Raw genomic sequence first — 22615 nt, forward strand, 5'->3', positions numbered from 1 at the left:
CCCGGGTGGACCCAGACATTTCGCCCACGAGGGCCGCCGACGCGCACTTTCCAGCCCACGCGCAGGTTGCAACTTGCGCCTGCGCTGCAACCTGCGCGGCCCGACAACCACGGTGACCGAATGGCTCATTCGGTCTCGAACCCCGATGAACGCACACCTTTCAGCCGACGCCTGCACTGCAACTTGCGCAGCCGGAATCCGGCAATCAAGCCTCGAGCTTCGTCGTCCTCAGCTCGTGGCCTCGCGACGTGAGGCAGCGCCCGGTGTCGAGGTTCCAGTCCCAACCGTGCAGGTTGCAGGTGAGCTTGTTTCCCTCGACGATGCCGAACTTCGACAGGTCCGCCTTCAGATGCGGACAACGCCGCTGAATTTCGTAGCCGTCCTTGACGATGGTGGCGGTGTCGTCGTGTGCTTCGGCGAACCAGCCGTCGGCGTATGCGATGCGCTCGTCGGTAAGGCATTTGAAGAAGGTGTAGAGGAACTCGTTGTAGCCACCGACGCGACGAGCCCGGAAACGTGTCGACAGAAAGATCGAATTGACCCAGTCCGGCTCGTTGTCGCGCACCGCGGTTCGAACGAGCTCCGGCGCAATGGTGAAGCTGTACCGGAAGCGTTCCTTCAACAAAGGCTCACGCACGATCCGCTTCGGAAAATCCAGTACGACGGTCTCGGCGCCGAGCATCAGTGCGACGGGGTAACCGATGCCGTCGCAGATCTGATCGGTCGCAGACATGATCGGCTCGAACAACTGCCGCAGCGGCTCCAACAGAGGTTCGCCCTCCGCCGATGCCCACGCGGCTTTCTCCGCAGCGATCACGCCTGCCTGACGCTGCGCGAAATCTTCGATGTACTGAGCCTTGCCGGTGGTGAAGATCGCTTCCACCTCCTCGACCGGAAGGGGATGGGTCAACGCGTCGAGGGTGGACCCCGTGAACTCGGCGGTGGTGCCGGGCATCATCAGCAGGCCCTTGTCGTGACCGTTGCGCCGCATCTGATCGAGGAAGACCATCTGGTCCGGGAAGATGTTTGCTGGATCCTCGTAGACGTCGTTGAGGAATCGAAGTTCGTCGTCGAGGAAACACGGTGGGCCGGCCGACGGAATCACCCAGGTGGCGCCGATCTGTTCGATGTACTGCCGCGCGCGATCCATCTGACGTTGACGCTTCTGCACACCGAAGGCCTTCTTCGCGCGCTCGACCATGTCGTAGACCATCGGGTACCAGATGGCCCCCGAGTACTGCAGCATGTGCACGTCGACGTGGCCGAACTCCTCCGTCAGCACGTCGAGGTCGACTGGACGCGCGTCGTTCATGTTGAACGCGACGGTCTTTCCGTCGGTCACGACGAGACCGGAGTCACCGATCGGGCCGTCGGCGGGAGCGCGAAGCGCAATGATCATGATGTCGAGATCGCCCTTGGGGCCGGAGAGACGGTGCTTGACCGAATTCGTGGTCTCGAAGAACTTGTGGAACCCGAGCTTGATCAGCTCGTTCTTCAGATCCGGCACCGGGTAGTCCGGCAGGAGAACCGTCGTGTCCTTGTTGACGTGCTCGGCGAGGTTCTGCGGATCGAAGTGGTCCTTGTGCAGGTGCGATACGTACAGGTAGTCGCAGTCACCCAACGCGTCCCAGTCGAGCTGTGTGTTGTCCGGGAATGGAAACCACGACGTGAAGTACGCAGGGTTCACCCACGGGTCGCACAGGATGCTGCCTGCATCGGTCTGAATATGGAATCCTGCGTGCCCGACGCTTGTGACCTGCAACGAACTACTCCTTCACTTGCACTGAACTTCGATGGTAGGCGCTACGTCCGACTCAGTTGAGCGAGCAGCCCACCAGATCGCACTCGGGAACCAACGTGATCCCGAATTCCGCCTGGACTCCGTCGCGGATGTGCGACGCCAGAGCCATGACGTCTGCAGTCGTCGCCCCACCCCTGTTGGTGATCGCAAGCACATGTTTGGTCGACAGCGACACCGTGCCGTTCCCGAAGTCGGTGCCGTATCCGTGCGCGAAACCGGCGTTCTGGATCAGCCACGCGGCGTGAATCTTGATTCCGGACGGGTCCGGGTACTGCGGCGCTCTCGACGCCGTGGCGGGAACCTTCGTCAGCACCGGGTTCAGGAAGAACGATCCGACGCTCCAGGTGTCGTGGTCCTCGGCGTCGAGAACCATGCCCTTCTGCCCACGCAGATCGAGCACGGCCTCGCGCACCTCGGCCGCAGCGACCGTGTCTCCTACGGTGACGCCCAACCTCTCCGCCAATCCTGCGTAGCGGACCGGATCGGAGGATCGCGAACGTCGAAGTGACATCGTCGTGTCGAGAATGACGTACCGCGTCGAATGCTTGAAGACCGATTGACGGTGCAGTCCGAACCCGCACCGATCGGGCGTCCAGACCTCGGTAGTTCCGGTCTCTCGGTCGTAGACGGTGAGACTGTCCAGCACGTCGGAGGTGACGGTTCCGTACGCCCCGACGTTCTGCACCGGCGTCGCACCCGCAAGTCCCGGGATTCCCGAGAGCGCTTCCAACCCCGCCAATCCCTCGCTCAGCGAGGTCGCGACAACTGTGTCCCACCGCTCACCGGCGGCGACCGACATCGAATTGCCGTCGACGCGCACGCCCGAGGTCTCCACCTTGACGACGAGACCGTCGAAACCCTGGTCGCCGACGACAAGATTGGACCCGCCGCCGATCAGCAGCACAGGAGTTCCCGACGCATCGGCGTCGCGAACCAAGGCGACCAACTCATCCGAGGTCGTCGCGACGGCGAACTCGCGAGCCGGACCACCGAGTCGCATGGTGGTGAGCTCGGAAATTGCGGTAGGCACGGGAGTCCAGGTTACCGGTCTGGCGTGCCAGTCGAAATCCGACCGGTCCTGCACAGCCGGTACTCTCCGCCTATGCCTCGCCCCATCGCGCACAGCGCGTCCGTTCCCGCACCCGTCGACAAGGTGCACGCCGCGCTCGTGTCCGAGCAGTACTGGAAGGACCGTATCCAGGAAATCGGCGGCCCGAGCGCACACCTCGTGAGCGTCACCGCAATCAACGGAACCATCAGTGTCGTCATGACGCAGTCCATTCCGGAGGAAGAACTTCCCGCTGCCGTCACTGCGTTCAAGAAGGGGCCGCTCGTCATCGAACGCACCGAGTCCTGGGGACCCCTCGGCGGCGGTCGCGCCGAAGGCAAGTTCGGCGCAACGGTCGAGGGCGCACCCGCCACGATCTCCGGGACGACGCTGCTCGAGGGCAACGACACATCGTCGACGATGTCACTGTCCGGCAACACCGAGGTCAAGGTGCCGATCTTCGGCGGCAAGATCGAAGCCATGATCAGCGAGCAGGTTCTTTCGCTCATCGACAACGAGCACGACTTCACGGGCAACTGGATTGGACAGAACCTGAAGTAGGTACCCTGCCCACTATGGCGCGCCGCATGAATTACTCAGCCCGGTTCACCTACTCCACGGAGCAGGTGTACGCCGCGTTGTCGAGCCGCGAGCACTGGGACGCTCGAATCGAGGAGATGAAGAAGTACTCCCACAACGAGCTGAAGAGTTTCGAGGTCGGCGACAACGGGATCGACGTCGTGATGCATCACATAATTCCCAGAACCGAACTGCCGGACATCGCGCAGACGGTGATGAAGAAGGACATGGTCATCACCCGCAACGTGCACTTCGACCCCTACACGGAGACCACCGTGGGCAACTACGACGCGTCGATTCCCGCCGGTCCGGGCAGCTTGAAGGGCGTCACGTCGTTGTTCGCCACCGAAACCGGATCTACGCTGCGGACGTCCTCGGAAGCGAAGGTGTTTCTCCCGTTCGTCGGCGGCAAGCTCGAGCAGCTGATGCTGGTGAACCTGCGCGATCTCTGGCGCGGCGAGGGTGAAGTGACGGCAGACTGGCTTGCCCAGAACAACTAGGACCCCCGCTCCCGAAGGCACCATCACCCGCGGCACCACGGGCATCAACCGCCTCCGTCGTAGCGATCGGTGGCTGGTGCACAGCCCGCTCGTCCGCCGAGTCCTCGCCGCGGCACAGGACCCTCTCGTCGTCGACCTCGGATACGGGGCCAGGCCCGACACAACCCTCGAACTCGCGCACAGATTGCGCACGATCCGGCCCGACCTGCGGGTCACCGGACTCGAAATCGACCCGGCCCGCGTCGTCCCGGCGACCGAGAACGTGACGTTCGCACGTGGCGGCTTCGAGCTCGCCGGGCTGCGACCGAACCTCGTGCGCGCCTTCAACGTTCTCCGTCAGTACCCCGAAAACGCGGTTCCCGACGCCTGGTCCCGGATCCTGGCGGGGCTGGCGCCCGGCGGCCTGCTGGTCGACGGCACGTGCGACGAGCTCGGGCGTCGCTGTGCGTGGATCCTCCTCGACAGCTCGGGGCCGATGTCGCTGACGCTCGCGTGGGACCCGTTCACGGTGCACACGCCCTCGGACATAGCCGAGCGGCTGCCCAAAGCACTGATCCACCGGAACGTGCCGGGCGAACGCATCCACGAGCTGCTCACCGCGGCGGACAAAGCATGGTCGACCGCGGCACCGTTGGCCCCCTTCGGCCCGCGGGTGCGGTGGCGTGCCGCGCTGAAACAGCTTGCGGCGAACGGACTTCCGACTACAGTGCCTCGGCGACGGTTGCGCGACAACACCCTCACCGTGCCATGGGACTCGGTAGCACCGCGTTAGAAGCTAGGTACAAGCAGACAGGGCCAGCTCGACGCGCTCGGCCACCCGCTCCGGTCCGTTGACTGCTTCCTTGTACAACACCCCCGGCTCGACCCGCCCGATCGCGACCGCGTCGCCGACCACCTCGTCGAGGGTGATCTGTGAGATGCCACCCGCAGCGAGATCGAGGACGGTGCGCACCGGCGTCGTGATCCGGAACGTGCCGGTGGATTCGAAATCGTGTGGGGTGAGTTGCAGACGATGTACGGCCAGCCGCGTGTCGGCCACGCGCAGGTTCGTGTACGCCGAGACATGCACGAATTGGGGATGCAGATGACCGAAGCCGTGGAGCTCGGCCGCGCTCTGGTGAGAAATCACAGCATTACCGCCGAACCAGGCGCACCACATCGCGAACTGCTCGAGATCGCTGTGCGGCCAGTCCGCAAGCCGATACAGATTGCGCTCCACCTTGATCCAATCGCCGACGGCGATGTTCGCGACCATGGCGGGAGCCACGAATCCGAGCTCCTCGGCCTGCTCGCTCGTGAAGTATCCATCCTGACTCGCAGCCAGGCGACGAAGCTCGACGGTGCTCGGTCGTGTCGTTCCCATACACGCAAGAGTACGACACGATGTGTTGTACATCACAACAATCGACCCAGGTCGTCCCACGGGAAGCTGATATTCACAGAGGTCTTTCAGAATCATCGGGAAGACTGCGGCGAATGACACGAAGCAAAGCTCCCATGATCGCGGTGCTCGTCGTTCTTGCTCTCGTCGCTGCGCTGTTGGGCGGAGAACTGTACCTACGTCAGCAGATCAAGTCCTGCCTCGCCGGCCAGCTCGAAAGCGAGATCGGCAGCCAGGTCGACGTCGGACTCGGCTGGAAGCCCATCCTGGTGTCACTCGTCGACAAGCAGGTGTCCTCTGTGACGCTCGACAGCAACGATGCCCGGTTCGGGATTGCCGAAGGCATGACCGTCCACGCCGAAGTCGAGGACGTGAACCTCGAACGCACCGCCGATACCAACGGCAGCATCGGTAGTTCCAGCGCGGATATCGACTGGTCCACCGACGGCATCGCCAGGACGTTGCAGGCTCAGGGAATCGGCGCGCTCGTCTCGGGCGTCACCTCGGACGCATCGGCGGGCACCCTGTCGTTCGCCGTCGGGGGCCTCGCTCAGCTGACCGTGAAACCGACGGTGGTCGGAGATCGTGTCGACGTGCAAACCGTCGACGCCTCGATCCTCGGCCTGGGACTACCGACCGACCTCGTCGACAGCATCGTCGGCGTTCTCTCCGACAGCCTCCAGCAGTACCCGCTCGACATGGTCCCCACGTCGCTGACGGTGACCGACGCGGGTATAGAACTGGCCCTCCAGGGTGGTCAGTACTCGATCCCGGCTACGGACCAGCCGACCGAAGTACCCGACGGATGCGGGCTACTCGCCTAGCTCGTCAGTCCCTCGAGTCGGCTAGGTCGCAAGTCCATCTATGACAGCGCGGGTTCCCGACAACCCCAACCTTGTCGCGCCCGCGTCGATCATCGCCAGGGCGGCGTCCGTCGTACGGATGCCGCCGCTGGCCTTGACACCCAACCTGCCGCCGACGGTGTCGGCCATCAGCTTGACGGCTTCCACGCTCGCACCTCCTGCGGGATGGAAGCCGGTGGATGTCTTCACGAAGTCGGCGCCCGCCTTCTCGGCCACGAGGCAGGTTTCGACGATAGCCTCGTCGGACAGCGCCGCCGACTCGATGATCACCTTGAGCACAGTCGTCGGACCGATTGCCTCACGCACGGTGAGGATGTCGGACAACACCGCGTTGTAGTCGCCGGAGATGGCCGCACCGATGTCGATCACCATGTCGATTTCGTTCGCGCCCTGATCCACCGCGAGGCGTGCTTCAGCACCCTTGACGAGCGAATGATGCTTGCCGGACGGGAATCCCGCGACCGCGGCGACGACGAGGCCATCGGCTCGCACGGGCAGCATGGATGGTGACACACAGACGGCAAGCACACCGAGGGCGAGCCCTTCCTCGATGAGCGCGGTGACGTCCTCGGGCTTGGCTTCGGGCTTGAGCAACGTGTGGTCGACCATTCGCGCCAGGGCGCCGCGGGTAAGAGACATGAGACCACCCAACCACAGTCGACGCGCGCCTAAACTCTCCGGTTATGTCTGCTTCACAGGTCGCTGGCACCTTCAACTCCACCAGCAACGAGTTCGACTCCGTTACCCCTGCAGTGTGGGGTCCGGCGGGTCAGACGCTGAGCTTCGCCCTCGACCTGCGGGCCGGTGAGTCCGTCCTCGACGTATGCGCAGGAACCGGCGCGTCGGCCCTGCCCGCGGCCATGGCCGTGGGCCCGAGCGGGACGGTTCACGCCATCGATCTCGCCGAGGACCTACTCACGGTGGCTCGCGCCAAAGCTACCGCGTCGGCGCTACGGAACGTCGAATTCGTCTGCGCGGACGCCACCGAATGGGAAGCGCCCAGCACGATCGACGGCGGCTACGACGCCCTGTCATGTTCGTACGGAATCTTCTTCCTCCCGAACATGGAGGTCTCGTTCACCCGACTCGTCGCGATGGTTCGTCCGGGCGGCCGCGTCGGCGTGACGGTGTGGCGCAAGGGGGCGATCGAAACGTTCGGTGCTGCGTTCTTCGATGTCGTCGCCCGCTACGCACCCGAGGTTGCGCACAGCGGACCGCGATCGAAGGAGGGATACGCCTCCCATCCGATACGACGAGTCGAAACCGCCGAGTCTTTGAGTGCGTGGCTGCAGGCGCGGGGCTGCGAATCCGTGCGCGTCCGGGAGCTGTCGAACCACGTTCCGACGACGGATGTCTTCGCGTGGAACTTCGTCCTCGGCAGCGGTTTCCGCGGCGCCCTGAGTGCATTCGACGACAAGGCGCGCGAGAGCATCCGGCGCGAATTTCTCGAGCTGCTCGCCACCCGCGGGATCGATTCGGTCGACGCGAGCACACTGGTGGCAACCGGCATCCGGGCATCCTGAGAGAATCGGGCCATGAGTTCTGTTGTCACCGACGACCGTCGCTACGTTCTGTCCCTCGGATGCCCCGACCGTACTGGCATCGTCGCAAAGATCTCGACGTTCCTCGCCGAGGTCGGCGGTTGGATCGTCGAAGCTGCCTACCACGCCGATCCGGACACCGGTTGGTTCTTCACACGCCAGGCCGTGCGGGCGTCGTCGGTGGAGATGAGCATCGACGAATTGCGCTCCCGATTCGAGGCAGTCGCCCGTGAGATCGGTCCGGAAACCGAATGGGCACTGCATGATTCAGGCGAGCACAAGCGCGTCGTAATTCTCGTCAGCAAGGAAGCACACTGCCTCCACGACCTCCTCGGCCGCGCTGCCGGCGGAGAACTGCCGGCCGAGATCTCGGCGGTGATCGGCAATCACAAGTCGCTCGAGCCCATCGCGAAGGCACATGGCATCACGTTCCATCACGTCGAGTTCGCGAAGGATCCAGCCGAGCGAGGTCCGGCGTTCGACGAGGTGCGGGCGCTCGTCGACTCCTACGACCCGCATGCCGTCGTACTCGCCCGGTTCATGCAGGTGCTCCCCGAAGAGCTGTGTGCGCACTGGGCCGGTCGCGCACTCAACATTCACCACAGCTTCCTGCCGTCGTTCGTCGGTGCGCGTCCGTACCACCAGGCATTCGCGCGCGGCGTCAAGCTCATCGGGGCGACGTGCCACTACGTGACGGCCGAGCTCGATGCAGGCCCGATCGTCGAGCAGGACGTCATCCGAGTGGATCACGCCGACGAGGTCTCCGACATGGTCCGTCAAGGGCGCGACATCGAGAAACTCGTACTCTCGCGCGGTCTGCGGTGGCATCTCGAGGATCGCGTCCTCGTGCACGGAAAGAAAACGGTCGTCTTCAGCTGACGCGGCTCCGCCGCAGTGGCATGGGCGGCTCCGCCGTAGTGGCACGGTTGAGTGCATCGGAGTGCACTTAACCATGCCACTGGGCGCGGAGCGCCCGTCCCAGGCCGAGCGCCCGTCCTGAGAACTGTCAGAGCAAACGAAGCCTGGCGACCTCGGAGTTGAACTCGTCGATCGCCTCGACCGAACTCATGTGACCGATGCCGGGTATCTCGATGAGCTTGCTGAGGTGATCGTGAGCGTCCAGGGCCTGGGCGAGCTTACGGGCGTGCACGGGCGGGGTCAGTCTGTCCGCGGTGCCCACCAGCACGGAGGTGGGGACGTTCATGTTCGCCAACGCCTCATGGATGTCCAGATCGGTCAGTGCTGCGCCCCAGATACCACGCGTCTGGGGTTCGCACTCGAGCACGATCTTCTCGCAGAACGCCACCTCGGCGTCCGTCGAACCCGGTGCCATCGACACGTACTTGATCGCGTGCCGAGTCACCGTCGACGGGCGAAGCGGGATCGCCGACTTCAGAACGACACGGCCGACCTGGACCGGCACCCTCGGGAACCGATTGGGCAGCGGGATGACCGTTGTCTCTCGAACGAGACTGTCCGTCGCAGTCGACGCGAGCAACACCGCGCTCACCAGGTTCTCGACCTGCTCTGGGTACCTCCCCGCCCACGCCATGATCGACATGCCACCCATGCTGTGGCCGACGAGCACTGCCTTGTTGTCCTCGGCGACGGTCGCAGCGAGAACATCCGCGAGATCGTCGGCCAGCACGTCAGGGCCCAGCGGCCGGGTGCCGACGTCGCTGCGACCGTGTCCACGCTGGTCGTAGACGATCACCGAAAAATTCTCCGCGAACGCGTTGATCTGCGGAATCCAGTAATCCGCCGAGCACGTCCAGCCATGGCTGAAGACGATCGGCTGTGCATCAGGGTCTCCGTAGACACGGACGTGCAGCTCGGCGCCGTCGTCGGTGACGACGGGGACGACGCGAGGCACGAACGTAGGCCTGCGCAGAAGCGCGTCGGGCCGAGTGTCGGTCGTTTTGGTGAACGATGTACGACGCCGATGCCGTAGAACGAGTGCGCCGATCCCCGCGGCCGCGGCAAGACCCCCGATGCCGAGTAAGGCACCCTCGACTGCTCTGCGTGAAAGCACGAACTCTCCTGTTCTAACTGGCCTGATCGTTCGCCGATTCAGGTTTGTCACCGTACTGCGCAAGTACTTCTTCCATGGTCAACGTGATCCGCTGGTCCATTGCTTCCCTGAACAGTGCGCCGACGACGCGGTAGGTCAGCGGACGGAGGCTGTTGACCAGTTCCGCCACTTCGCCGACCGTCCGCGCATCGGTATCGAATGGATCCTTGCCCTCATCGAGGAACTTGTCTGTGACCAACGCAACAAATCTGCGTGCGACATCGTCGAGATCGGATCGAACTGCCTCGGTCTGATCGAGCGTCGTGCTCAGTGGAATACCTGCGTCGTGCAGCAGTCGCGCCGCTTCGAGCAGCACCGGGTTGTCGATGCGGTATCCGTTCCCCGTCTCGACGATGACGCCCATGTCGGCGCCGCGTCGAAGATCGGCGTCGGAGATGTCCGACCCGAAGAGATCCTGTAGATCGTCACGGCCGAGGTGCTTGGTCTCACGTAGTTGACGCGCTGCACTGTCGGGGGTCAGAACATCCTCGACGCGTAGTCCGGACTGGGCGGCGTTGAGCAGCTCGCTGATGGTGGCGAAGGTGTAACCGCGCTCCAACATCCGGCTGATCAGCTCCAGCCGCGCCAGATGCGCCTCGTTGTACCAGCCTGTTCGGCCTTCTCGACGGGGTGGTGGCAGTAGGCCGCGGTCCTGGTAGACGCGGACGTTCCTCACGCTCACACCTGCCCGACGCGCGAGATCGTCTACGCGATACTCGATCATCTCTGAACGATATGCGTTCGACGCTGTCGCTGTGGGCCGAGGACCTACCAGCGCGGACCGCGCTGAATTCCGTCGACCTTGGGCCGAACATCGACGAGGTAGACGCACACTGCAACGATCGCGATGATTCCGAGGAAGTTGATCCCGAAGGCGAAGATCACCAACAGCGATACGACGAGGATGCCCAGCCAGACCGGCTTGGTCAGCTTGTCCACCGCGGGGAACGCGTCGGACCGCTGCCGGACAGCGTGGAAGACAGCGTAGGCCGCGCCACCCAGAGCAATGATCTGGAGGACGAACATGATCAACGACGTCAAGCTGTTCACAACAGGCACGCGCCCATACTACGCAAATCGACCCCCACACCGCGCGGTGCAGGGGTCGACTTGGATCGAAGCGATCAGCTGGTGGTCTTCTTGGCCGGAGCCTTCTTGGCCGGTGCTGCGGTCTTCTTCGCTGCGGGGGTCGGCGCCGCCTTCTTGGCAGGCTCGGCCTTCTTGATCGGCGATCCTGCTGTGCCGCGAGTCTTGGACTCGACCTTGCCTGCGGTTCCGCTCACCTTCTGCGACGCATCGGTGGCAGCTTCCTTGGCGCTGTCGCCGGCTTCGTCGATCTCGTCGGCGAGATCTTCGGCGGTGTCACGCACCTTGTCGGAGGCGATGCCCGCGAGGGCTGCCGCACGCTCACCGACGGCGCGCGTCTGCGAAGCAACGGTGCCGAGCGCCTGCTCGGTCAGGTCGACGACGTCGTTGGCGGCAGAGTTGGCCCGCTCGAGGCCCTCTTCGACTGCCGGCGTGCGACGAATCCGCTCGACCGTCTCCTCGCCGCGCTCGGCGAGGGAGGTGTACAGATCGGACGCAACCTTGAGGTATGCCTCGGCGACCTTGCGAAGCTCGTCCGGAGTGAAACGCTCACGAAGGTCGGCGATCTCGTCAGGCAGCTCTGCCGGCAGGTTCGTCAGACGCTCGCGCAGCGACTCGACACCCTCGGTGACGTCCTCGGACAAGTCGGCGATGCGAGCGCGCGCGGTATCGACGCGGTCGGTGACCTCGGTGCCGCGAGTTTCGGCGCGCGAGCGCACCTGGGCCACGACGTCGGCAACGGCCTGCACTACCGCGTCGCCTGCGCCGACTGCCGCGTAGATAGGCGTCTTTACGTTGTCGAAGTTCTTGGGATCAGTCATGGGAAGACTCCTGTATGGGTGGTTCGGTGTCGGTAGGTAGATCTGGTTCGGGCACTGCCTTTTCGGCTTCGTGTTCGTCGGCCTCGCGTTCGCCGGCCTTCTGCGCTTGCTCGTTCTCGCGACGGAACGAGTCGTAGATCTCGATCAGCACGTGCTTCTGCCGTTCCGTGATCTCCGTGTCGCCGAGCAATGCATCTCGAACTGGACCGTGCGGACGTTCTTCCAAGAACCCGGCCCGGACGTACAACGCTTCCGATGACACCCGCAGACCCTTGGCTATCTGCGTGAGCACCTCGGCGGAGGGATTGCGTAGCCCGCGCTCGATCTGGCTGAGATACGGGTTGCTCACCCCCGCCCTGGACGCGAGTTGCCGCATGGAAACTTGCGCGGCCTCGCGCTGCGAGCGGATATAGCTGCCGATATCCGATGCGGCAGTTGTCACGACGCTGGCGACGAGATCACTCGCCTCTGCGACAACCTCGGTCGCCTCGGACACTTTGGCGACTATCCCCTGGTTGTCGAAGTGTTCATCGTTACTAGGGGTCATGTTCACCACTCGATTCGCTACCTGAAACTTGTGGTTTCGGTGTACGGGAACCGAGGCTACCCAAGGGTGCTAACTATTGCAAGCACTCTGCTAGCACTCATCCGAACATCAGATTCGACAGCGAGTAGATCGCCAATCCGGCGAGGGAGCCGACGACTGTGCCGTTGATGCGAATGAACTGCAGATCGCGACCCACCTGGAGTTCGATCTTGCGGCTCGCTTCGTCGGCATCCCAGCGGGCAACCGTATCGGTGATGATCGTGGTGATCTCGCCTGCGTAGTTCGACGCGATGTACCGCGCTCCCCCGAGCAGCCAGCCGTCGAACTTCTCGCGAAGTTCTTCGTCGTCGCGAATCCGCACGCCCCAACTGGCCACGTTCTCGCTGATCTTGAGTCGGAGCGTGCTCGACGGGTCGTCGACGGATTCGGTGATGAGGCGCTTGGCGACCTTCCAGGTGGCGGCAGCAAGACCGGTTATCTCGTCCCTGCCCATGATCTGCGCCTTGAGCGACTCGGCTTTTTCGATGGTCGCCGGGTCGTGCTGAAGATCGTGCGCATAATCGACGAGGAACTTGTTGGCGGCGAGGCGCAGTTCATGCTGGGGATTGGATCGAACCTTCCAGGTGAACTCGACGACCTCCTTGTAGATCTTCTCGCCGAGCAGCGCATCGACGAATTTGGGAGACCACGTCGGCGAATCCCGCGACACGACGCGTTCGATCGTCTCCTCGCTCCCCAGCGCCCACTGGTGCGCCCGCTCAGCCAGCATGTCGATAAGCGGTAACTGGCGGTTCTCCTTGATGAGCTCGTCGAGAACCCTGCCGATCGGTGGCCCCCACTGCGGGTCGGCGAGCCTACGAACGATCGTGCTGTCGATGACCTGAGTGATGTCCTCGTCGTTGAGCACGCCGACGACGCCGTGCATGATCGTCGCCGATTCGGCGGCAACCCGTTCGGCGTTTTCGGTCTCGGCGAGCCAGGTCCCGAGCCGAAGCGGCACCTGAGCGGACCGGACTTTGTCGGAAACGACATCCGGCGCCAAGAAGTTGTTCCCGACGAACGAGCCGAGCGACGTTCCGAGCTGGTCCTTCTTCTTCCTGATGATGGCGGTGTGCGGAATCGGAATTCCCAACGGGTGCTTGAACAATGCCGTCACAGCGAACCAATCGGCAAGCGCCCCGACCATCCCCGCCTCCGACGCGGCGCGAACGTATCCCACCCACTCCCCTGCACCCTTGGACTCCTGCCAGCGACAAATCAGGTAGACCACCGTGGCGAAGGCGAGGAAGCCCGTAGCGACGAGCTTCATCCTGCGAAGGTCGTGGCGTTTGGACGCATCGTCGAGATTCATCAATTCCACAATCGCCATTGTGCCTGTGTTCGAAGGTCACACGCTTTCGCGCACGCATACACGCGCAACCCACGATGGACGCCTAAGCTGATCTTCATACGAAGACGATGGGATACGGCGGGAACACGTGGCGAGAAATGCGACATCAGCGGACAAGACCGAGACCAGTTCGGAGGGCAAGACCGAGAAGCCGGACGGCCGTAAGCGCCGGTGGCGCGAACACAAGATCGCGCGGCGGGAAGAACTGGTCGACGGCACCCTGGCGGCCATCCGGTTACGCGGTCGCGATATCGGAATGGACGAAATCGCGTCGGAGATCGGTATCTCGAAGACGGTTCTCTATCGGTACTTCACCGACAAGAACGACCTGACCAACGCGACGATGACGCGCTACGTCGAGACGACACTCGCTCCTCGCATCTACTTCGCGATCTCCGAGGAACTCGACGAGTATCACCTCACCCGGGCGGTCATAGCTGCATACGTCGAGACGGTTGCGACCGATCCTGAGGTCTACCTCTACGTCATGGCCAACAACGCCGGCCCCAACCGCGACGTCGTGGCCGAGTCGGAACGGATGATCGCGGAACTGCTGGCCACGGTGCTGGGCGAACGCCTACGGGTCCGCGAGATGGACTCCGGCGGCTCGGTCCCGTGGGCGTTCGCGATCGTCGGTGCTGTTCAACTCGCCACGCACTGGTGGATTTCCAACAAGTCGATGTCTGCCGAGGACCTCATCGACTACCTGTGCATGATGACGTGGGGCGGAGTGCACGGCGTCGCCATGGCCGACGGCTCACCGGCGAAGTTCAAATCGCAGCCTCACCCTCTGGTCGACGAGGCGGTATCCGAGCCGAACGCAGCCGAAACGACCTAGCGCTCCTCTTCGTCGATCGGCACCTCGATGTGCTGGTCGACGAAGTCGGCGGGGTCGGCTTCGTCTGGGACCGTGGTCGGCAGATCGGAGTCCTCACGAAGGCTGTCCACGCGGTCTTCGACGGAAACTTCAGGGCTGGGGTCGGTGATGTCTGAACTCATGTGCCTGACCCTACTCAGGGCGCTCAGTTTGAAAAGGGATCGAGGCGGACAACCTCGGTCGTATGAGCAACTCACCGCTGTCCGGACGCCGTGTAGCGATTCTCGCCACCGACGGCGTCGAAGAAGTCGAACTTGTGCAACCGCGCGATGCCGTTCAATCTGCGGGTGCCACAACAACTCTCGTCTCCCTCACGCACGGAGACATTCAGGCCATGACGAGCGATGTTCACGCAGCGAACACCTTTGCCGTCGACAGCGTCGTCGCCGATGTCTCGGTCGATGATTTCGACGCCCTGATCCTTCCCGGTGGCACGACGAATCCCGACACCCTGCGCACGGACTTCGACGCTGTCGATTTCGTGCGACGGTTCGTCGAGTCCGGCAAACCGGTCGGAGTCATCTGCCATGGGCCGTGGATTCTGGTGGAAGCCGATGTCGTTCGAGGCCGCACGTTGACCTCGTACCCGAGCATCCGCACCGATATTCGCAATGCGGGAGCAACGGTCGTGGACTTCGAAGTCGTCGTCGACGGCAATCTCGTGTCCAGTCGGAACCCCGACGACCTTCCAGCGTTCTGCGCCGCGCTGGTCGAACAGTTCTCGAAAAACAGCAGCATAGGTTAGCATTGCCTATGCGCAAAGCTCTCCTGTCGACTCTGGTCCCCGCTGTCGCCGCCGTTGCCGCGCTGACGCTGTCCGCGTGCAGCAGCTCCGACTCGGGCTCGGAAGCCGACGGTCCTACGGTGTCGACGATCTTCGGTGACGTCACCGTCCCCGAAAACCCACAACGGGTCGTCGCCCTCGGATGGTCCGACGCAGAGACGGCACTCGCCCTCGGCGTCCAGCCCGTCGGTGCCAGCGACTGGCTCGCCGTCGGCGGAGACGGTCTCGGGCCATGGGTGGAGGAGTCCTACGACGCCGCGCCGACCATTCTCGGCACCTACGACGTCGAGATCGAGTCGGTGGCCGCTCTCGAGCCCGACCTGATCCTCTGGACCCGAAGCACCAACGATCCGGAGATCTACAACAAACTGTCCGAGCTCGCGCCGACGGTCGGCGCACCCGTCGGCACCGAGATCGCCTACGGCACCACGTGGGATGCGCAGACCCAATTGGTCGCCGACGCTCTCGGAAAGTCCGAAGAGGGTACGCAACTCATCGACGAGACCAACGCTGACTTCGAGGCGGCAGTAGCAGCCAACCCTGAGTTCGCCGGCAAGACCGTCGCCGTCGGCACGGTGTACAGCGGCCAGCTCGGTGCATACGTCGACGGAGACGCACGCGTCGAGTTCATGAAGGAGCTCGGGTTCGTCAACTCCGAAGCGATCCAGTCGCAGGCCACGGAGGGCAAGTTCTCCATCGACCTCTCGGCCGAGAACGTCGCCCAGCTCGACGCCGACCTGACGGTCATGTTTCCGATCGGTGGCACCGCCGACATCATCACCGCCGACCCGTCCATACAAGGGCTTCCAGTCGCCCGCGACGGCCGTCTCGTAGTTCTCGACGACACGAACCTCAGTGGTGCGTTCTCCAGCGGGTCGGCATCGGGAACGCAGTACGCGATCGAGAACGCGGTTCCGTTGTTCGCCTCGCCTCTGCAGGGCTGACGAGCAGGCTCGCCACACTCTCCCCGGGGGGCTCGTCACACTCTCCCCGGGGGGCTCGTCACACTCTCCCCGGGGGGAAGCCACCCTCGGCGACCGGGCCCCAGGATTCGATCATGATGCGTATCAACGACTTTCCCTGCTTCCGCATCGCCTCGCGGTACTCATCCCAATCCGAATGCTCACCCGCGATACTGCGGAAGTACTCAACGAGCGGTTCCACGGCGTCGGGGACATCGAGGATCTCGGCCGTGCCGTCGACCTGGACGTAGGCGTCGTTCCACTCGTCCGAGTGCACGCATACCGTCACCGCCGAATGTCGTCTGATGTTGGCCACTTTGGCGCGCTCCGGGTACGAGGCGATGACGATGCGACCTTCGGAATCGACACCGGACGTCACCGGCGATACCTGCAGCCCACCATCACGCTTGTGTGTGATGAGCGTCGAACGGTGACGCGGACGAATGAACTCGAGCAACTTCTCGCGCTCGACGGATTCTGCGGAAGCCAGTTTCGGAGCCATGTAAACCAGCCTAGTGCGACTAAGGTCAGCCCATGGCAAAGCATTCGAAGAAGAGTACGAACCTCTGGTCGACGCCTGCTGCACAGGTACTCCGGGCGACCGACGACACTCGCGTCGAAGAAATCGACTTCTCGTTGACCCCCGGTTTCGACGGCACCAAAGCGGACGCACAGGAGTTGCTCGCCGAACGCGGCCAGGTTCTCTCCGCTCTGCAGGAGAAGCTGTACGCAAACGGTCGATCCGGTGATCTGCGCTCGATCCTGTTGGTACTACAGGGAATGGACACCGCAGGCAAGGGCGGGATGGTCCGACACGTCATCGGATTGGTCGACCCACAGGGTGTCGATCTCGCGTCGTTCGGGGTGCCCACGAAAGAAGAGCGCGAACACCACTACCTGTGGCGAATCAGAAATGAGCTGCCGGGGGGAGGCAAGATCGGTGTGTTCGACCGCTCGCACTACGAGGACGTGCTGGTCGTCGCCGTCCACGATCTGGTGCCGCGCCAGGTGTGGGAGCCTCGCTTCGACGAAATCAACGCGTTCGAAAAGGAATTGGTCGACGAGGGGACGCTTGTCGTGAAAGTCGCCCTCTTCGTCTCGCCGGAGGAGCAACGCACCCGCCTGCAGGAACGTCTCGACCGGCCGGACAAGTACTGGAAGTACAACCCGGGAGACGTCACCGAGCGCGGATTCCTACCGCAGTACCGCCTCGCGTACCAACGCATCCTCGACCGCACCAACACCGACTACGCGCCGTGGCATGTCATCCCGGCCGACCGCAAGTGGTACAGCAGGCTTGCAGTCACCGAATTGTTGATCGATGCTCTCGAAAGACTCGATCTCGACTGGCCTGCAGCCGATTTCGACGTCGAGGTGGAGAAGCAGCGGCTGGCGAACAGCTGAATGCGCCCTGTACGTCGGCTACGACGACGCACAGGGCGCACCAGGGTGGTCTAGAACGTTGCAGCGTCGATGACGAAGCGGTAGCGGACGTCGCTCTTCAACACGCGCTCGTACGCCTCGTTGATCTTGTCCGCGGGGATCGTCTCGATCTCTGCGCCGATCTTGTGCTCGGCGCAGAAGTTCAGCATCTCCTGGGTCTGCGCGATACCACCGACCATCGATCCGGCGAGGCTACGACGGTTTGCCGCGAGGGTGAATCCGCGAACCTTGATGGGCTCGGACGGCAGGCCGAGGATCACGAGCGAACCGTTGATCGCCAGCAGCGACATGTGCTTGTCCATGTCGATCTCGGCGGAGACAGTGTTGATGATCAGGTCGAATTGGCCGCGCAGCTTCTTGAACGTCTCCTTGTCGGAGGTGGCGTAGTAGTGATCTGCACCGAGCCGCTTGCCGTCTTCTTCCTTGCTGAGCGTCTGGCTCAGTACCGTGACCTCGGCGCCGAGAGCGTGCGCGATCTTGACGCCGACGTGGCCGAGTCCGCCCATGCCGATGATGGCGACCTTCTTGCCCGGTCCGGCTCCCCAGTGCTTGAGCGGGGAGTACAGGGTGATTCCTGCACAAAGCAGAGGCGCAGCGACGTCGAGCTCGATGCCCTCAGGGATCGACAGCACGAAGCCTTCGGTGACGACGATATGCGTCGAGTAACCGCCCTGGGTGATGGAACCGTCGGCCAGCTTGGAGTTGTAGGTGGCGGTGACGCCCTTGAAGCAGTACTGCTCCTCACCCTCTAGGCAGGCCTCACACTCGCCGCACGAGTCGACGAAACAGCCGACGCCGACCCGATCGCCCACCTTGTGCTTGCTGACGCCGGAGCCGACCTCGGCAACGATGCCCGCGATCTCGTGCCCGGGAACGACGGGGTAGTTGGTGCCGCCCCATTCGTTCCGCGCGGTGTGGATGTCGGAGTGACAGATCCCCGCGAACTTCACCTCGATCAAAATGTCCTTCGGCCCGAGCTCACGTCGATCGATCGTGACCTTCTCGAGCGGGGCGTCGGCGGCAGTCGCCGTGTATGCGGTAGCTGAAGTCATAACTACATTGCTACCTACGCATCGGTAACTATGCAATGCGGACACTCCTGCCAACTGGGTATTCCCAGCTGACAGGAGTGATTCACAACATTCGACAGTTCCAGCTCAGCTGTTTCGGGCGATGTTGAAGCCCAGCCAACCGACGTATGCACCGAGTCCCACGAAACCGATAGTGCGGGTCTTCGGGTACGCGATGGCTGCACCGACAGCCAGTTCGGTTGCGCCGTTACGGCTGATCCACTCCCGGGTGTCCTTCGGGAACGGACGCTTGGTGATGCCCTCGAACGCTTCGGGAACGACGAAGTGAGCTGCGCCCGTCGCAGCCAATCCGAGTCCGAACGCCTTGGGAAGGAACCCACCCGACTTATTCGACTTGCTCACCGCTGTTGTCCCCTGTTCCGCTCGTCGGCGCACCGTCGCGCCGCTGCAACCAAAGCTACGCAGAGACGGCGTCAGTTACCAGCGCCTCCGCCGCCGATGCCCGAGCGGCTCCGCCGCCAATGGCATGGTTGAGTGCGTTCCGGTGCACTTAACCATGCCACTGGGCGCGGAGCGCCCAGGGCCGGGCACCGGGCCGTCAGCGGGCGACTCGCCCGTTCTCATACCGGTAGAAACCCGACCCGGTCTTCTTTCCGAGCAGGCCTGCCTCGACCATCCGCAGCAGCAGCGGCGGCGCCGAGAACAACGGTTCCTTGAATTCTGCGTACATCGAGTCGGCGATGGACTTGACGGTGTCGAGCCCGACCAAGTCGGCCAGCGCCAGCGGACCCATCGGGTGGGCCAGACCGAGAACCGTTGCCTTGTCGACGTCTTCCTTGGTGGCGAACCCGGACTCGACCATGCGGATCGCGGAGAGCAGGTACGGCACGAGGAGCGCGTTGACTACGAAGCCGGAACGGTCGGCGGAGCGGACTACCTGCTTGCCGAGCACGTCGCCGGCGAACCTCTCGGCCCGCTCGGCGACGGTATCGCTGGTCTTGAGAGTGGTGACGAGCTCCACGAGAGGAAGCACCGGCACCGGATTGAAGAAGTGCAATCCGACGACGCGGTCGGGTGCTTTCGTCGCGGTCCCCAACTTCATGATCGGAATGGACGAGGTGTTCGACGCGAGCACGGCGTTCGGATCCGTCACCACCGAGTCCAACTCGGCGAAGATGCCTGCCTTGACCTTCTCGTCTTCCAGCACGGCTTCGACCACGAGCTGACGATCGGCGAAGTCGCCGAGATCGGAGGTGAAGCGGAGCCGTCGAGCGGCGTGTTCACGTTCGCGTTCGGTGATCTTGCCGCTGCTGACGCCACGGTCCAACGACCGCAGGATGCGTGTGCGTCCTGCGGTCGTCAGCTCACGTGTCTGTTCGCAGACCAACACGTCGACGTGTGCGCGGGCGCACACCTCGGCGATACCAGCGCCCATCTGACCGGCACCGACGATCCCCACCCTCTCGACCGTCACTGTGACACTCCTTCAAGGAACATTGCGCTACAACATCTCTGGTGAGATGGGGGGTAACTCTGGCCCTACGACCTTCGTGGTACAGATCAGGCGGCCCGCAACGAGAGTTGCAGACCGCCTGACTGGTGCGTTGAAGATCCGGGAAAGCGTGCTAGCTCAGTGGAACTGGCCCTCTTCGGTGGATCCCTTGAGAGCTGCCGTCGAGGTGTTCGGGTCGACGGTGGTGGCGATGGTGTCGAAGTAGCCCGCGCCGACCTCACGCTGGTGCTTGACGGCGGTGAAGCCGCGCTCTTCGGCAGCCTTGAACTCGCGCTCCTGCAGGTCGACGAACGCCGTCATGCCTTCGCGGGCGTAGCCGTGCGCAAGGTCGAACATGCCGTAGTTGAGCGAGTGGAAGCCCGCGAGCGTGATGAACTGGAACTTGAAGCCCATCGCGCCGAGCTCCTTCTGGAACTTCGCGATGGTGGCGTCGTCCAGGTGTGCCTTCCAGTTGAACGAAGGCGAGCAGTTGTAGGCGAGCAGCTGGTCGGGGAATTCGCTGCGAACCGACTCGGCGAACTTCTTCGCAACCTCGAGGTCCGGCACGCCGGTCTCCATCCAGATGAGGTCCGCGTAGGGAGCGTATGCCTTCGCACGAGCGATGCAGGGCTCGATGCCGTTCTTCACGCCGAAGAAGCCTTCTGCTGTGCGGGTTCCGTCGAGGAACTCCACGTCGCGCTCGTCCACATCGGACGTGATGAGGGTTGCGGCCTCGGCGTCGGTGCGGGCGATGATGACCGACGGCACGTCGGCGACGTCGGACGCGAGGCGCGCCGAGGTCAGGGTGCGGATGTGCTGCTGGGTCGGGATGAGAACCTTGCCGCCGAGGTGGCCGCACTTCTTCTCCGACGCGAGCTGATCCTCCCAGTGGACGCCTGCAGCGCCGGCCGCGATCATGGCCTTCTGCAGCTCGTAGGCGTTCAGTGCGCCACCGAAGCCGGCTTCGGCGTCGGCGACGATGGGGGCGAGCCAGTTGCTGACCGACGTGTCACCCTCGACCTTGGCGATCTCGTCGGCGCGGAGCAGGGCGTTGTTGATGCGACGCACGACGGTCGGCACCGAGTTGGCCGGGTAGAGGCTCTGGTCCGGGTAGGTGTGGCCCGAAAGGTTGGCGTCGCCGGCGACCTGCCAGCCGGAGAGGTAGATCGCGCGGAGTCCGGCGCGGACCTGCTGCACTGCCTGGTTGCCGGTGAGCGCACCGAGCGAGTTGATGTAGTCCTCGTTGTTCACGAGATCCCAGAGGATCTCCGAGCCGCGACGAGCGAGAGTTGCCTCTTCGACGACGGTGCCCTGCAGCTTCGAAACCTGCTCGGCGGTGAAGTTACGCGTCACGCCGTTCCAGCGCGGGTTGGTGTCCCAGTCCTTCTGGATCTCTTCGGTGGTCTTCGGTGTGCCGGTGGTCGACATCGTCAGCTCCAGTTCTATTTCTGATCTGAGCGGCCGGCTCGTGCAAATTTCTTCACACCATTGCCAGGCCCTGCGGGTGTTCTTCCAAACAATGGCACACCCAAAAAGGCCCGTCTACCTGTTCCTAGTGCCAATCTTGGCTACCTTTCGACAACCCCTTGCTAACGTTGCGAAGATTTTGGTCGTACGAACCTCGCCGATCGGGCAGGCCTCGTTACCAGCCAGTAGGGAAAACCGCAGTTCGTGAACGCAATTTACGAAAATCTAACCGGACAAACGTACGGCTAGACCTACGTCGTCTGAATCGAGCCAGAAAGTCGGCCCTTTGCGAACTTCGATCCACGATTGTGACGAGTATCACATCGCTTCGCGGGCCGACAGCGTGCACCTATAGCCCTACCGCGCGACGCGGGCCCGGAGTTGCGTGGGGGAAGCGACAACGGTGCGCGACGAACCAGCAGCGCGAGCACTGTCCAACACTCCGAGAACGCCCATTGCTGCGATGATCACGCCGCCGACCAGAGCGAACATGTCGGCAGCAAAGAGCCCAGCAGGGAAAGCGAGCACGATCGGCGACAGTGCGAGCATCACGCCGAGCGTGACGTGCGCCCAGTGACTCGACCTCGATGCGCTCGACATCGCCCACAGCGCCGTTCCAGCCGACACCATCCCAAGGATGAGGATCGCCCCCGACACTCCGGTGTCGCCGCCGACCGGCAGCCAGATCGTCGACGTCACAAGCACGACGCCGGTGATCAACACGAGTGCGTCGCGCACGACTTCACGAGAATTGTCCAACATGGTGTCTCCCTCTTAGTTACCTGTGCAAACGAGCATGTATTCGGTATACGCCCCTTCCGCGGGTTCCGCGTCCCCGGTCGACCGAATTGTGACGAACGGGCCGGATCGTGATGTTCGGCCGGCCAGGCGAAGGTTGCTAAGTAACTTCTTCGCAGGCGTAACCTGGCGC

At 63.4% G+C, this 22615-nt stretch carries 27 protein-coding genes; 10 read left to right on the plus strand and 17 right to left on the minus strand.

What is annotated here, in order from left to right; all coding sequences use genetic code 11:
- Nucleotides 1-205: 205 nt before the first annotated feature.
- Together WDS16_RS17480 and WDS16_RS17485 are read right to left on the minus strand one after the other, a co-directional pair.
- Nucleotides 206-1762: an MBL fold metallo-hydrolase gene (locus tag WDS16_RS17480; protein WP_338886466.1), complete on the minus strand. Its 1557-nt coding sequence runs from the start codon at nucleotides 1760-1762 to the stop codon at nucleotides 206-208.
- A 52-nt stretch (nucleotides 1763-1814) separates the two neighbouring features.
- Nucleotides 1815-2831: a UDP-N-acetylmuramate dehydrogenase gene (locus tag WDS16_RS17485; protein ID WP_338886467.1), complete on the minus strand. Its 1017-nt coding sequence runs from the start codon at nucleotides 2829-2831 to the stop codon at nucleotides 1815-1817.
- Nucleotides 2832-2903: 72 nt separating this feature from the next.
- Between WDS16_RS17485 and WDS16_RS17490 the strand changes: the two genes are divergently transcribed.
- The 3 genes from WDS16_RS17490 to WDS16_RS17500 are packed head-to-tail and all read left to right on the plus strand — an operon-like array spanning nucleotide 2904 to nucleotide 4700.
- Entirely contained in the window at nucleotides 2904-3410 is a 507-nt protein-coding gene (locus WDS16_RS17490; RefSeq protein WP_338886468.1) for a DUF2505 domain-containing protein, read from the plus strand.
- A 14-nt stretch (nucleotides 3411-3424) separates the two neighbouring features.
- Complete coding sequence (locus tag WDS16_RS17495; protein ID WP_338886469.1) at nucleotides 3425-3928, plus strand: DUF2505 domain-containing protein; 504 nt, start codon at nucleotides 3425-3427, stop codon at nucleotides 3926-3928.
- Entirely contained in the window at nucleotides 3912-4700 is a 789-nt protein-coding gene (locus WDS16_RS17500) for a class I SAM-dependent methyltransferase (protein WP_338886470.1), read from the plus strand. Before WDS16_RS17495 ends, WDS16_RS17500 begins: the two co-directional genes overlap by 17 nt.
- 3 nt (nucleotides 4701-4703) lie before the next feature.
- Here the strand turns inward: WDS16_RS17500 and WDS16_RS17505 are convergent, their stop codons facing one another.
- Entirely contained in the window at nucleotides 4704-5291 is a 588-nt protein-coding gene (locus tag WDS16_RS17505) for a type IV toxin-antitoxin system AbiEi family antitoxin (protein ID WP_338886471.1), read from the minus strand.
- Nucleotides 5292-5404: 113 nt separating this feature from the next.
- Between WDS16_RS17505 and WDS16_RS17510 the strand changes: the two genes are divergently transcribed.
- Complete coding sequence (locus WDS16_RS17510) at nucleotides 5405-6133, plus strand: DUF2993 domain-containing protein (RefSeq protein WP_338886472.1); 729 nt, start codon at nucleotides 5405-5407, stop codon at nucleotides 6131-6133.
- Nucleotides 6134-6154: 21 nt separating this feature from the next.
- Here WDS16_RS17510 and deoC read toward each other — a convergent pair whose 3' ends face one another.
- Nucleotides 6155-6811, minus strand: coding sequence for a deoxyribose-phosphate aldolase (deoC, locus tag WDS16_RS17515; protein WP_338886473.1), 657 nt, complete (start codon nucleotides 6809-6811; stop codon nucleotides 6155-6157).
- 44 nt (nucleotides 6812-6855) lie between these two features.
- Between deoC and WDS16_RS17520 the strand changes: the two genes are divergently transcribed.
- Both WDS16_RS17520 and purU read left to right on the plus strand, forming a co-directional pair.
- Nucleotides 6856-7695: a class I SAM-dependent methyltransferase gene (locus tag WDS16_RS17520; RefSeq protein ID WP_338886474.1), complete on the plus strand. Its 840-nt coding sequence runs from the start codon at nucleotides 6856-6858 to the stop codon at nucleotides 7693-7695.
- A gap of 12 nt (nucleotides 7696-7707) precedes the next feature.
- On the plus strand, nucleotides 7708-8592 hold the full coding sequence (gene purU / locus WDS16_RS17525) for a formyltetrahydrofolate deformylase (RefSeq protein WP_338886475.1): 885 nt from the start codon (nucleotides 7708-7710) through the stop codon (nucleotides 8590-8592).
- Between the two features lie 127 nt (nucleotides 8593-8719).
- Here the strand turns inward: purU and WDS16_RS17530 are convergent, their stop codons facing one another.
- The 6 genes from WDS16_RS17530 to WDS16_RS17555 all read right to left on the minus strand — a co-directional run bounded on the left by WDS16_RS17530 (nucleotide 8720) and on the right by WDS16_RS17555 (nucleotide 13607).
- A complete protein-coding gene (locus tag WDS16_RS17530) occupies nucleotides 8720-9745 on the minus strand; it encodes an alpha/beta hydrolase (RefSeq protein WP_338886476.1) in 1026 nt (341 codons plus the stop codon).
- Nucleotides 9746-9758: 13 nt separating this feature from the next.
- The gene (locus WDS16_RS17535; RefSeq protein WP_338886477.1) at nucleotides 9759-10508 is read right to left on the minus strand and encodes a MerR family transcriptional regulator; all 750 of its coding nucleotides are present in this window, start codon (nucleotides 10506-10508) and stop codon (nucleotides 9759-9761) included.
- 44 nt (nucleotides 10509-10552) lie between these two features.
- Nucleotides 10553-10843, minus strand: coding sequence for a DUF2516 family protein (locus tag WDS16_RS17540; protein ID WP_338886478.1), 291 nt, complete (start codon nucleotides 10841-10843; stop codon nucleotides 10553-10555).
- Nucleotides 10844-10908: 65 nt separating this feature from the next.
- Entirely contained in the window at nucleotides 10909-11691 is a 783-nt protein-coding gene (locus tag WDS16_RS17545; RefSeq protein WP_338886479.1) for a heparin-binding hemagglutinin, read from the minus strand.
- Nucleotides 11684-12238, minus strand: a complete 555-nt coding sequence (locus tag WDS16_RS17550) for a helix-turn-helix domain-containing protein (RefSeq protein ID WP_422395683.1) — start codon at nucleotides 12236-12238, stop codon at nucleotides 11684-11686. Before WDS16_RS17550 ends, WDS16_RS17545 begins: the two co-directional genes overlap by 8 nt.
- A gap of 97 nt (nucleotides 12239-12335) precedes the next feature.
- Complete coding sequence (locus WDS16_RS17555) at nucleotides 12336-13607, minus strand: DUF445 domain-containing protein (RefSeq protein WP_338886481.1); 1272 nt, start codon at nucleotides 13605-13607, stop codon at nucleotides 12336-12338.
- A 109-nt stretch (nucleotides 13608-13716) separates the two neighbouring features.
- Here WDS16_RS17555 and WDS16_RS17560 point away from each other — a divergent pair, with 109 nt between their 5' ends.
- Nucleotides 13717-14466 (plus strand): TetR/AcrR family transcriptional regulator, encoded by a 750-nt coding sequence (locus WDS16_RS17560; RefSeq protein WP_338886482.1) that lies wholly within the window; start codon nucleotides 13717-13719, stop codon nucleotides 14464-14466.
- On the opposite strand, the gene WDS16_RS17565 is transcribed toward WDS16_RS17560, so the two are convergent.
- Complete coding sequence (locus WDS16_RS17565) at nucleotides 14463-14627, minus strand: hypothetical protein (RefSeq protein ID WP_338886483.1); 165 nt, start codon at nucleotides 14625-14627, stop codon at nucleotides 14463-14465. The genes WDS16_RS17560 and WDS16_RS17565 overlap by 4 nt on opposite strands.
- 62 nt (nucleotides 14628-14689) lie before the next feature.
- Between WDS16_RS17565 and WDS16_RS17570 the strand changes: the two genes are divergently transcribed.
- Both WDS16_RS17570 and WDS16_RS17575 read left to right on the plus strand, forming a co-directional pair.
- Entirely contained in the window at nucleotides 14690-15250 is a 561-nt protein-coding gene (locus WDS16_RS17570) for a type 1 glutamine amidotransferase domain-containing protein (RefSeq protein ID WP_338886484.1), read from the plus strand.
- Nucleotides 15251-15258: 8 nt separating this feature from the next.
- Entirely contained in the window at nucleotides 15259-16233 is a 975-nt protein-coding gene (locus WDS16_RS17575) for an iron-siderophore ABC transporter substrate-binding protein (protein ID WP_338886485.1), read from the plus strand.
- A 58-nt stretch (nucleotides 16234-16291) separates the two neighbouring features.
- Here the strand turns inward: WDS16_RS17575 and WDS16_RS17580 are convergent, their stop codons facing one another.
- Nucleotides 16292-16753 (minus strand): PPOX class F420-dependent oxidoreductase, encoded by a 462-nt coding sequence (locus WDS16_RS17580; protein ID WP_338886486.1) that lies wholly within the window; start codon nucleotides 16751-16753, stop codon nucleotides 16292-16294.
- 32 nt (nucleotides 16754-16785) lie between these two features.
- Here WDS16_RS17580 and WDS16_RS17585 point away from each other — a divergent pair, with 32 nt between their 5' ends.
- Nucleotides 16786-17655, plus strand: a complete 870-nt coding sequence (locus WDS16_RS17585; RefSeq protein ID WP_338886487.1) for a PPK2 family polyphosphate kinase — start codon at nucleotides 16786-16788, stop codon at nucleotides 17653-17655.
- A gap of 50 nt (nucleotides 17656-17705) precedes the next feature.
- Here WDS16_RS17585 and WDS16_RS17590 read toward each other — a convergent pair whose 3' ends face one another.
- The 5 genes from WDS16_RS17590 to WDS16_RS17610 all read right to left on the minus strand — a co-directional run bounded on the left by WDS16_RS17590 (nucleotide 17706) and on the right by WDS16_RS17610 (nucleotide 22446).
- Complete coding sequence (locus tag WDS16_RS17590) at nucleotides 17706-18746, minus strand: NAD(P)-dependent alcohol dehydrogenase (RefSeq protein WP_338886488.1); 1041 nt, start codon at nucleotides 18744-18746, stop codon at nucleotides 17706-17708.
- A gap of 105 nt (nucleotides 18747-18851) precedes the next feature.
- On the minus strand, nucleotides 18852-19127 hold the full coding sequence (locus tag WDS16_RS17595; protein WP_338886489.1) for a hypothetical protein: 276 nt from the start codon (nucleotides 19125-19127) through the stop codon (nucleotides 18852-18854).
- 196 nt (nucleotides 19128-19323) lie between these two features.
- Nucleotides 19324-20199: a 3-hydroxybutyryl-CoA dehydrogenase gene (locus WDS16_RS17600; RefSeq protein ID WP_338886490.1), complete on the minus strand. Its 876-nt coding sequence runs from the start codon at nucleotides 20197-20199 to the stop codon at nucleotides 19324-19326.
- Nucleotides 20200-20355: 156 nt separating this feature from the next.
- Nucleotides 20356-21645 carry an isocitrate lyase gene (gene aceA, locus WDS16_RS17605; RefSeq protein WP_338886491.1) on the minus strand — a complete coding sequence of 430 codons (1290 nt, stop codon included), beginning with the start codon at nucleotides 21643-21645 and terminating at the stop codon, nucleotides 20356-20358.
- 396 nt (nucleotides 21646-22041) lie between these two features.
- The gene (locus WDS16_RS17610; protein WP_338886492.1) at nucleotides 22042-22446 is read right to left on the minus strand and encodes an SPW repeat domain-containing protein; all 405 of its coding nucleotides are present in this window, start codon (nucleotides 22444-22446) and stop codon (nucleotides 22042-22044) included.
- Nucleotides 22447-22615: the final 169 nt, after the last annotated feature.

Origin of the sequence: Rhodococcus sovatensis, from assembly GCF_037327425.1 — a bacterium.
GTDB lineage: Bacteria > Actinomycetota > Actinomycetes > Mycobacteriales > Mycobacteriaceae > Rhodococcoides > Rhodococcoides sovatense.

Coding starts and splice junctions, on each gene's coding strand:
- WDS16_RS17490 (WP_338886468.1), top strand. CDS start 2,904: ATGCCTCGCCCCATCGCGCACAGCGCGTCCGTTCCCGCACCCGTCGAC.
- WDS16_RS17590 (WP_338886488.1), bottom strand. CDS start 18,746: ATGACTTCAGCTACCGCATACACGGCGACTGCCGCCGACGCCCCGCTC.
- WDS16_RS17555 (WP_338886481.1), bottom strand. CDS start 13,607: ATGGCGATTGTGGAATTGATGAATCTCGACGATGCGTCCAAACGCCAC.
- WDS16_RS17585 (WP_338886487.1), top strand. CDS start 16,786: ATGGCAAAGCATTCGAAGAAGAGTACGAACCTCTGGTCGACGCCTGCT.
- WDS16_RS17550 (WP_422395683.1), bottom strand. CDS start 12,238: ATGACCCCTAGTAACGATGAACACTTCGACAACCAGGGGATAGTCGCC.
- WDS16_RS17510 (WP_338886472.1), top strand. CDS start 5,405: ATGACACGAAGCAAAGCTCCCATGATCGCGGTGCTCGTCGTTCTTGCT.
- WDS16_RS17610 (WP_338886492.1), bottom strand. CDS start 22,446: ATGTTGGACAATTCTCGTGAAGTCGTGCGCGACGCACTCGTGTTGATC.
- WDS16_RS17520 (WP_338886474.1), top strand. CDS start 6,856: ATGTCTGCTTCACAGGTCGCTGGCACCTTCAACTCCACCAGCAACGAG.
- WDS16_RS17545 (WP_338886479.1), bottom strand. CDS start 11,691: ATGACTGATCCCAAGAACTTCGACAACGTAAAGACGCCTATCTACGCG.
- WDS16_RS17570 (WP_338886484.1), top strand. CDS start 14,690: ATGAGCAACTCACCGCTGTCCGGACGCCGTGTAGCGATTCTCGCCACC.
- WDS16_RS17565 (WP_338886483.1), bottom strand. CDS start 14,627: ATGAGTTCAGACATCACCGACCCCAGCCCTGAAGTTTCCGTCGAAGAC.
- purU (WP_338886475.1), top strand. CDS start 7,708: ATGAGTTCTGTTGTCACCGACGACCGTCGCTACGTTCTGTCCCTCGGA.
- WDS16_RS17535 (WP_338886477.1), bottom strand. CDS start 10,508: ATGATCGAGTATCGCGTAGACGATCTCGCGCGTCGGGCAGGTGTGAGC.
- WDS16_RS17580 (WP_338886486.1), bottom strand. CDS start 16,753: ATGGCTCCGAAACTGGCTTCCGCAGAATCCGTCGAGCGCGAGAAGTTG.
- aceA (WP_338886491.1), bottom strand. CDS start 21,645: ATGTCGACCACCGGCACACCGAAGACCACCGAAGAGATCCAGAAGGAC.
- WDS16_RS17505 (WP_338886471.1), bottom strand. CDS start 5,291: ATGGGAACGACACGACCGAGCACCGTCGAGCTTCGTCGCCTGGCTGCG.
- WDS16_RS17575 (WP_338886485.1), top strand. CDS start 15,259: ATGCGCAAAGCTCTCCTGTCGACTCTGGTCCCCGCTGTCGCCGCCGTT.
- WDS16_RS17495 (WP_338886469.1), top strand. CDS start 3,425: ATGGCGCGCCGCATGAATTACTCAGCCCGGTTCACCTACTCCACGGAG.
- deoC (WP_338886473.1), bottom strand. CDS start 6,811: ATGTCTCTTACCCGCGGCGCCCTGGCGCGAATGGTCGACCACACGTTG.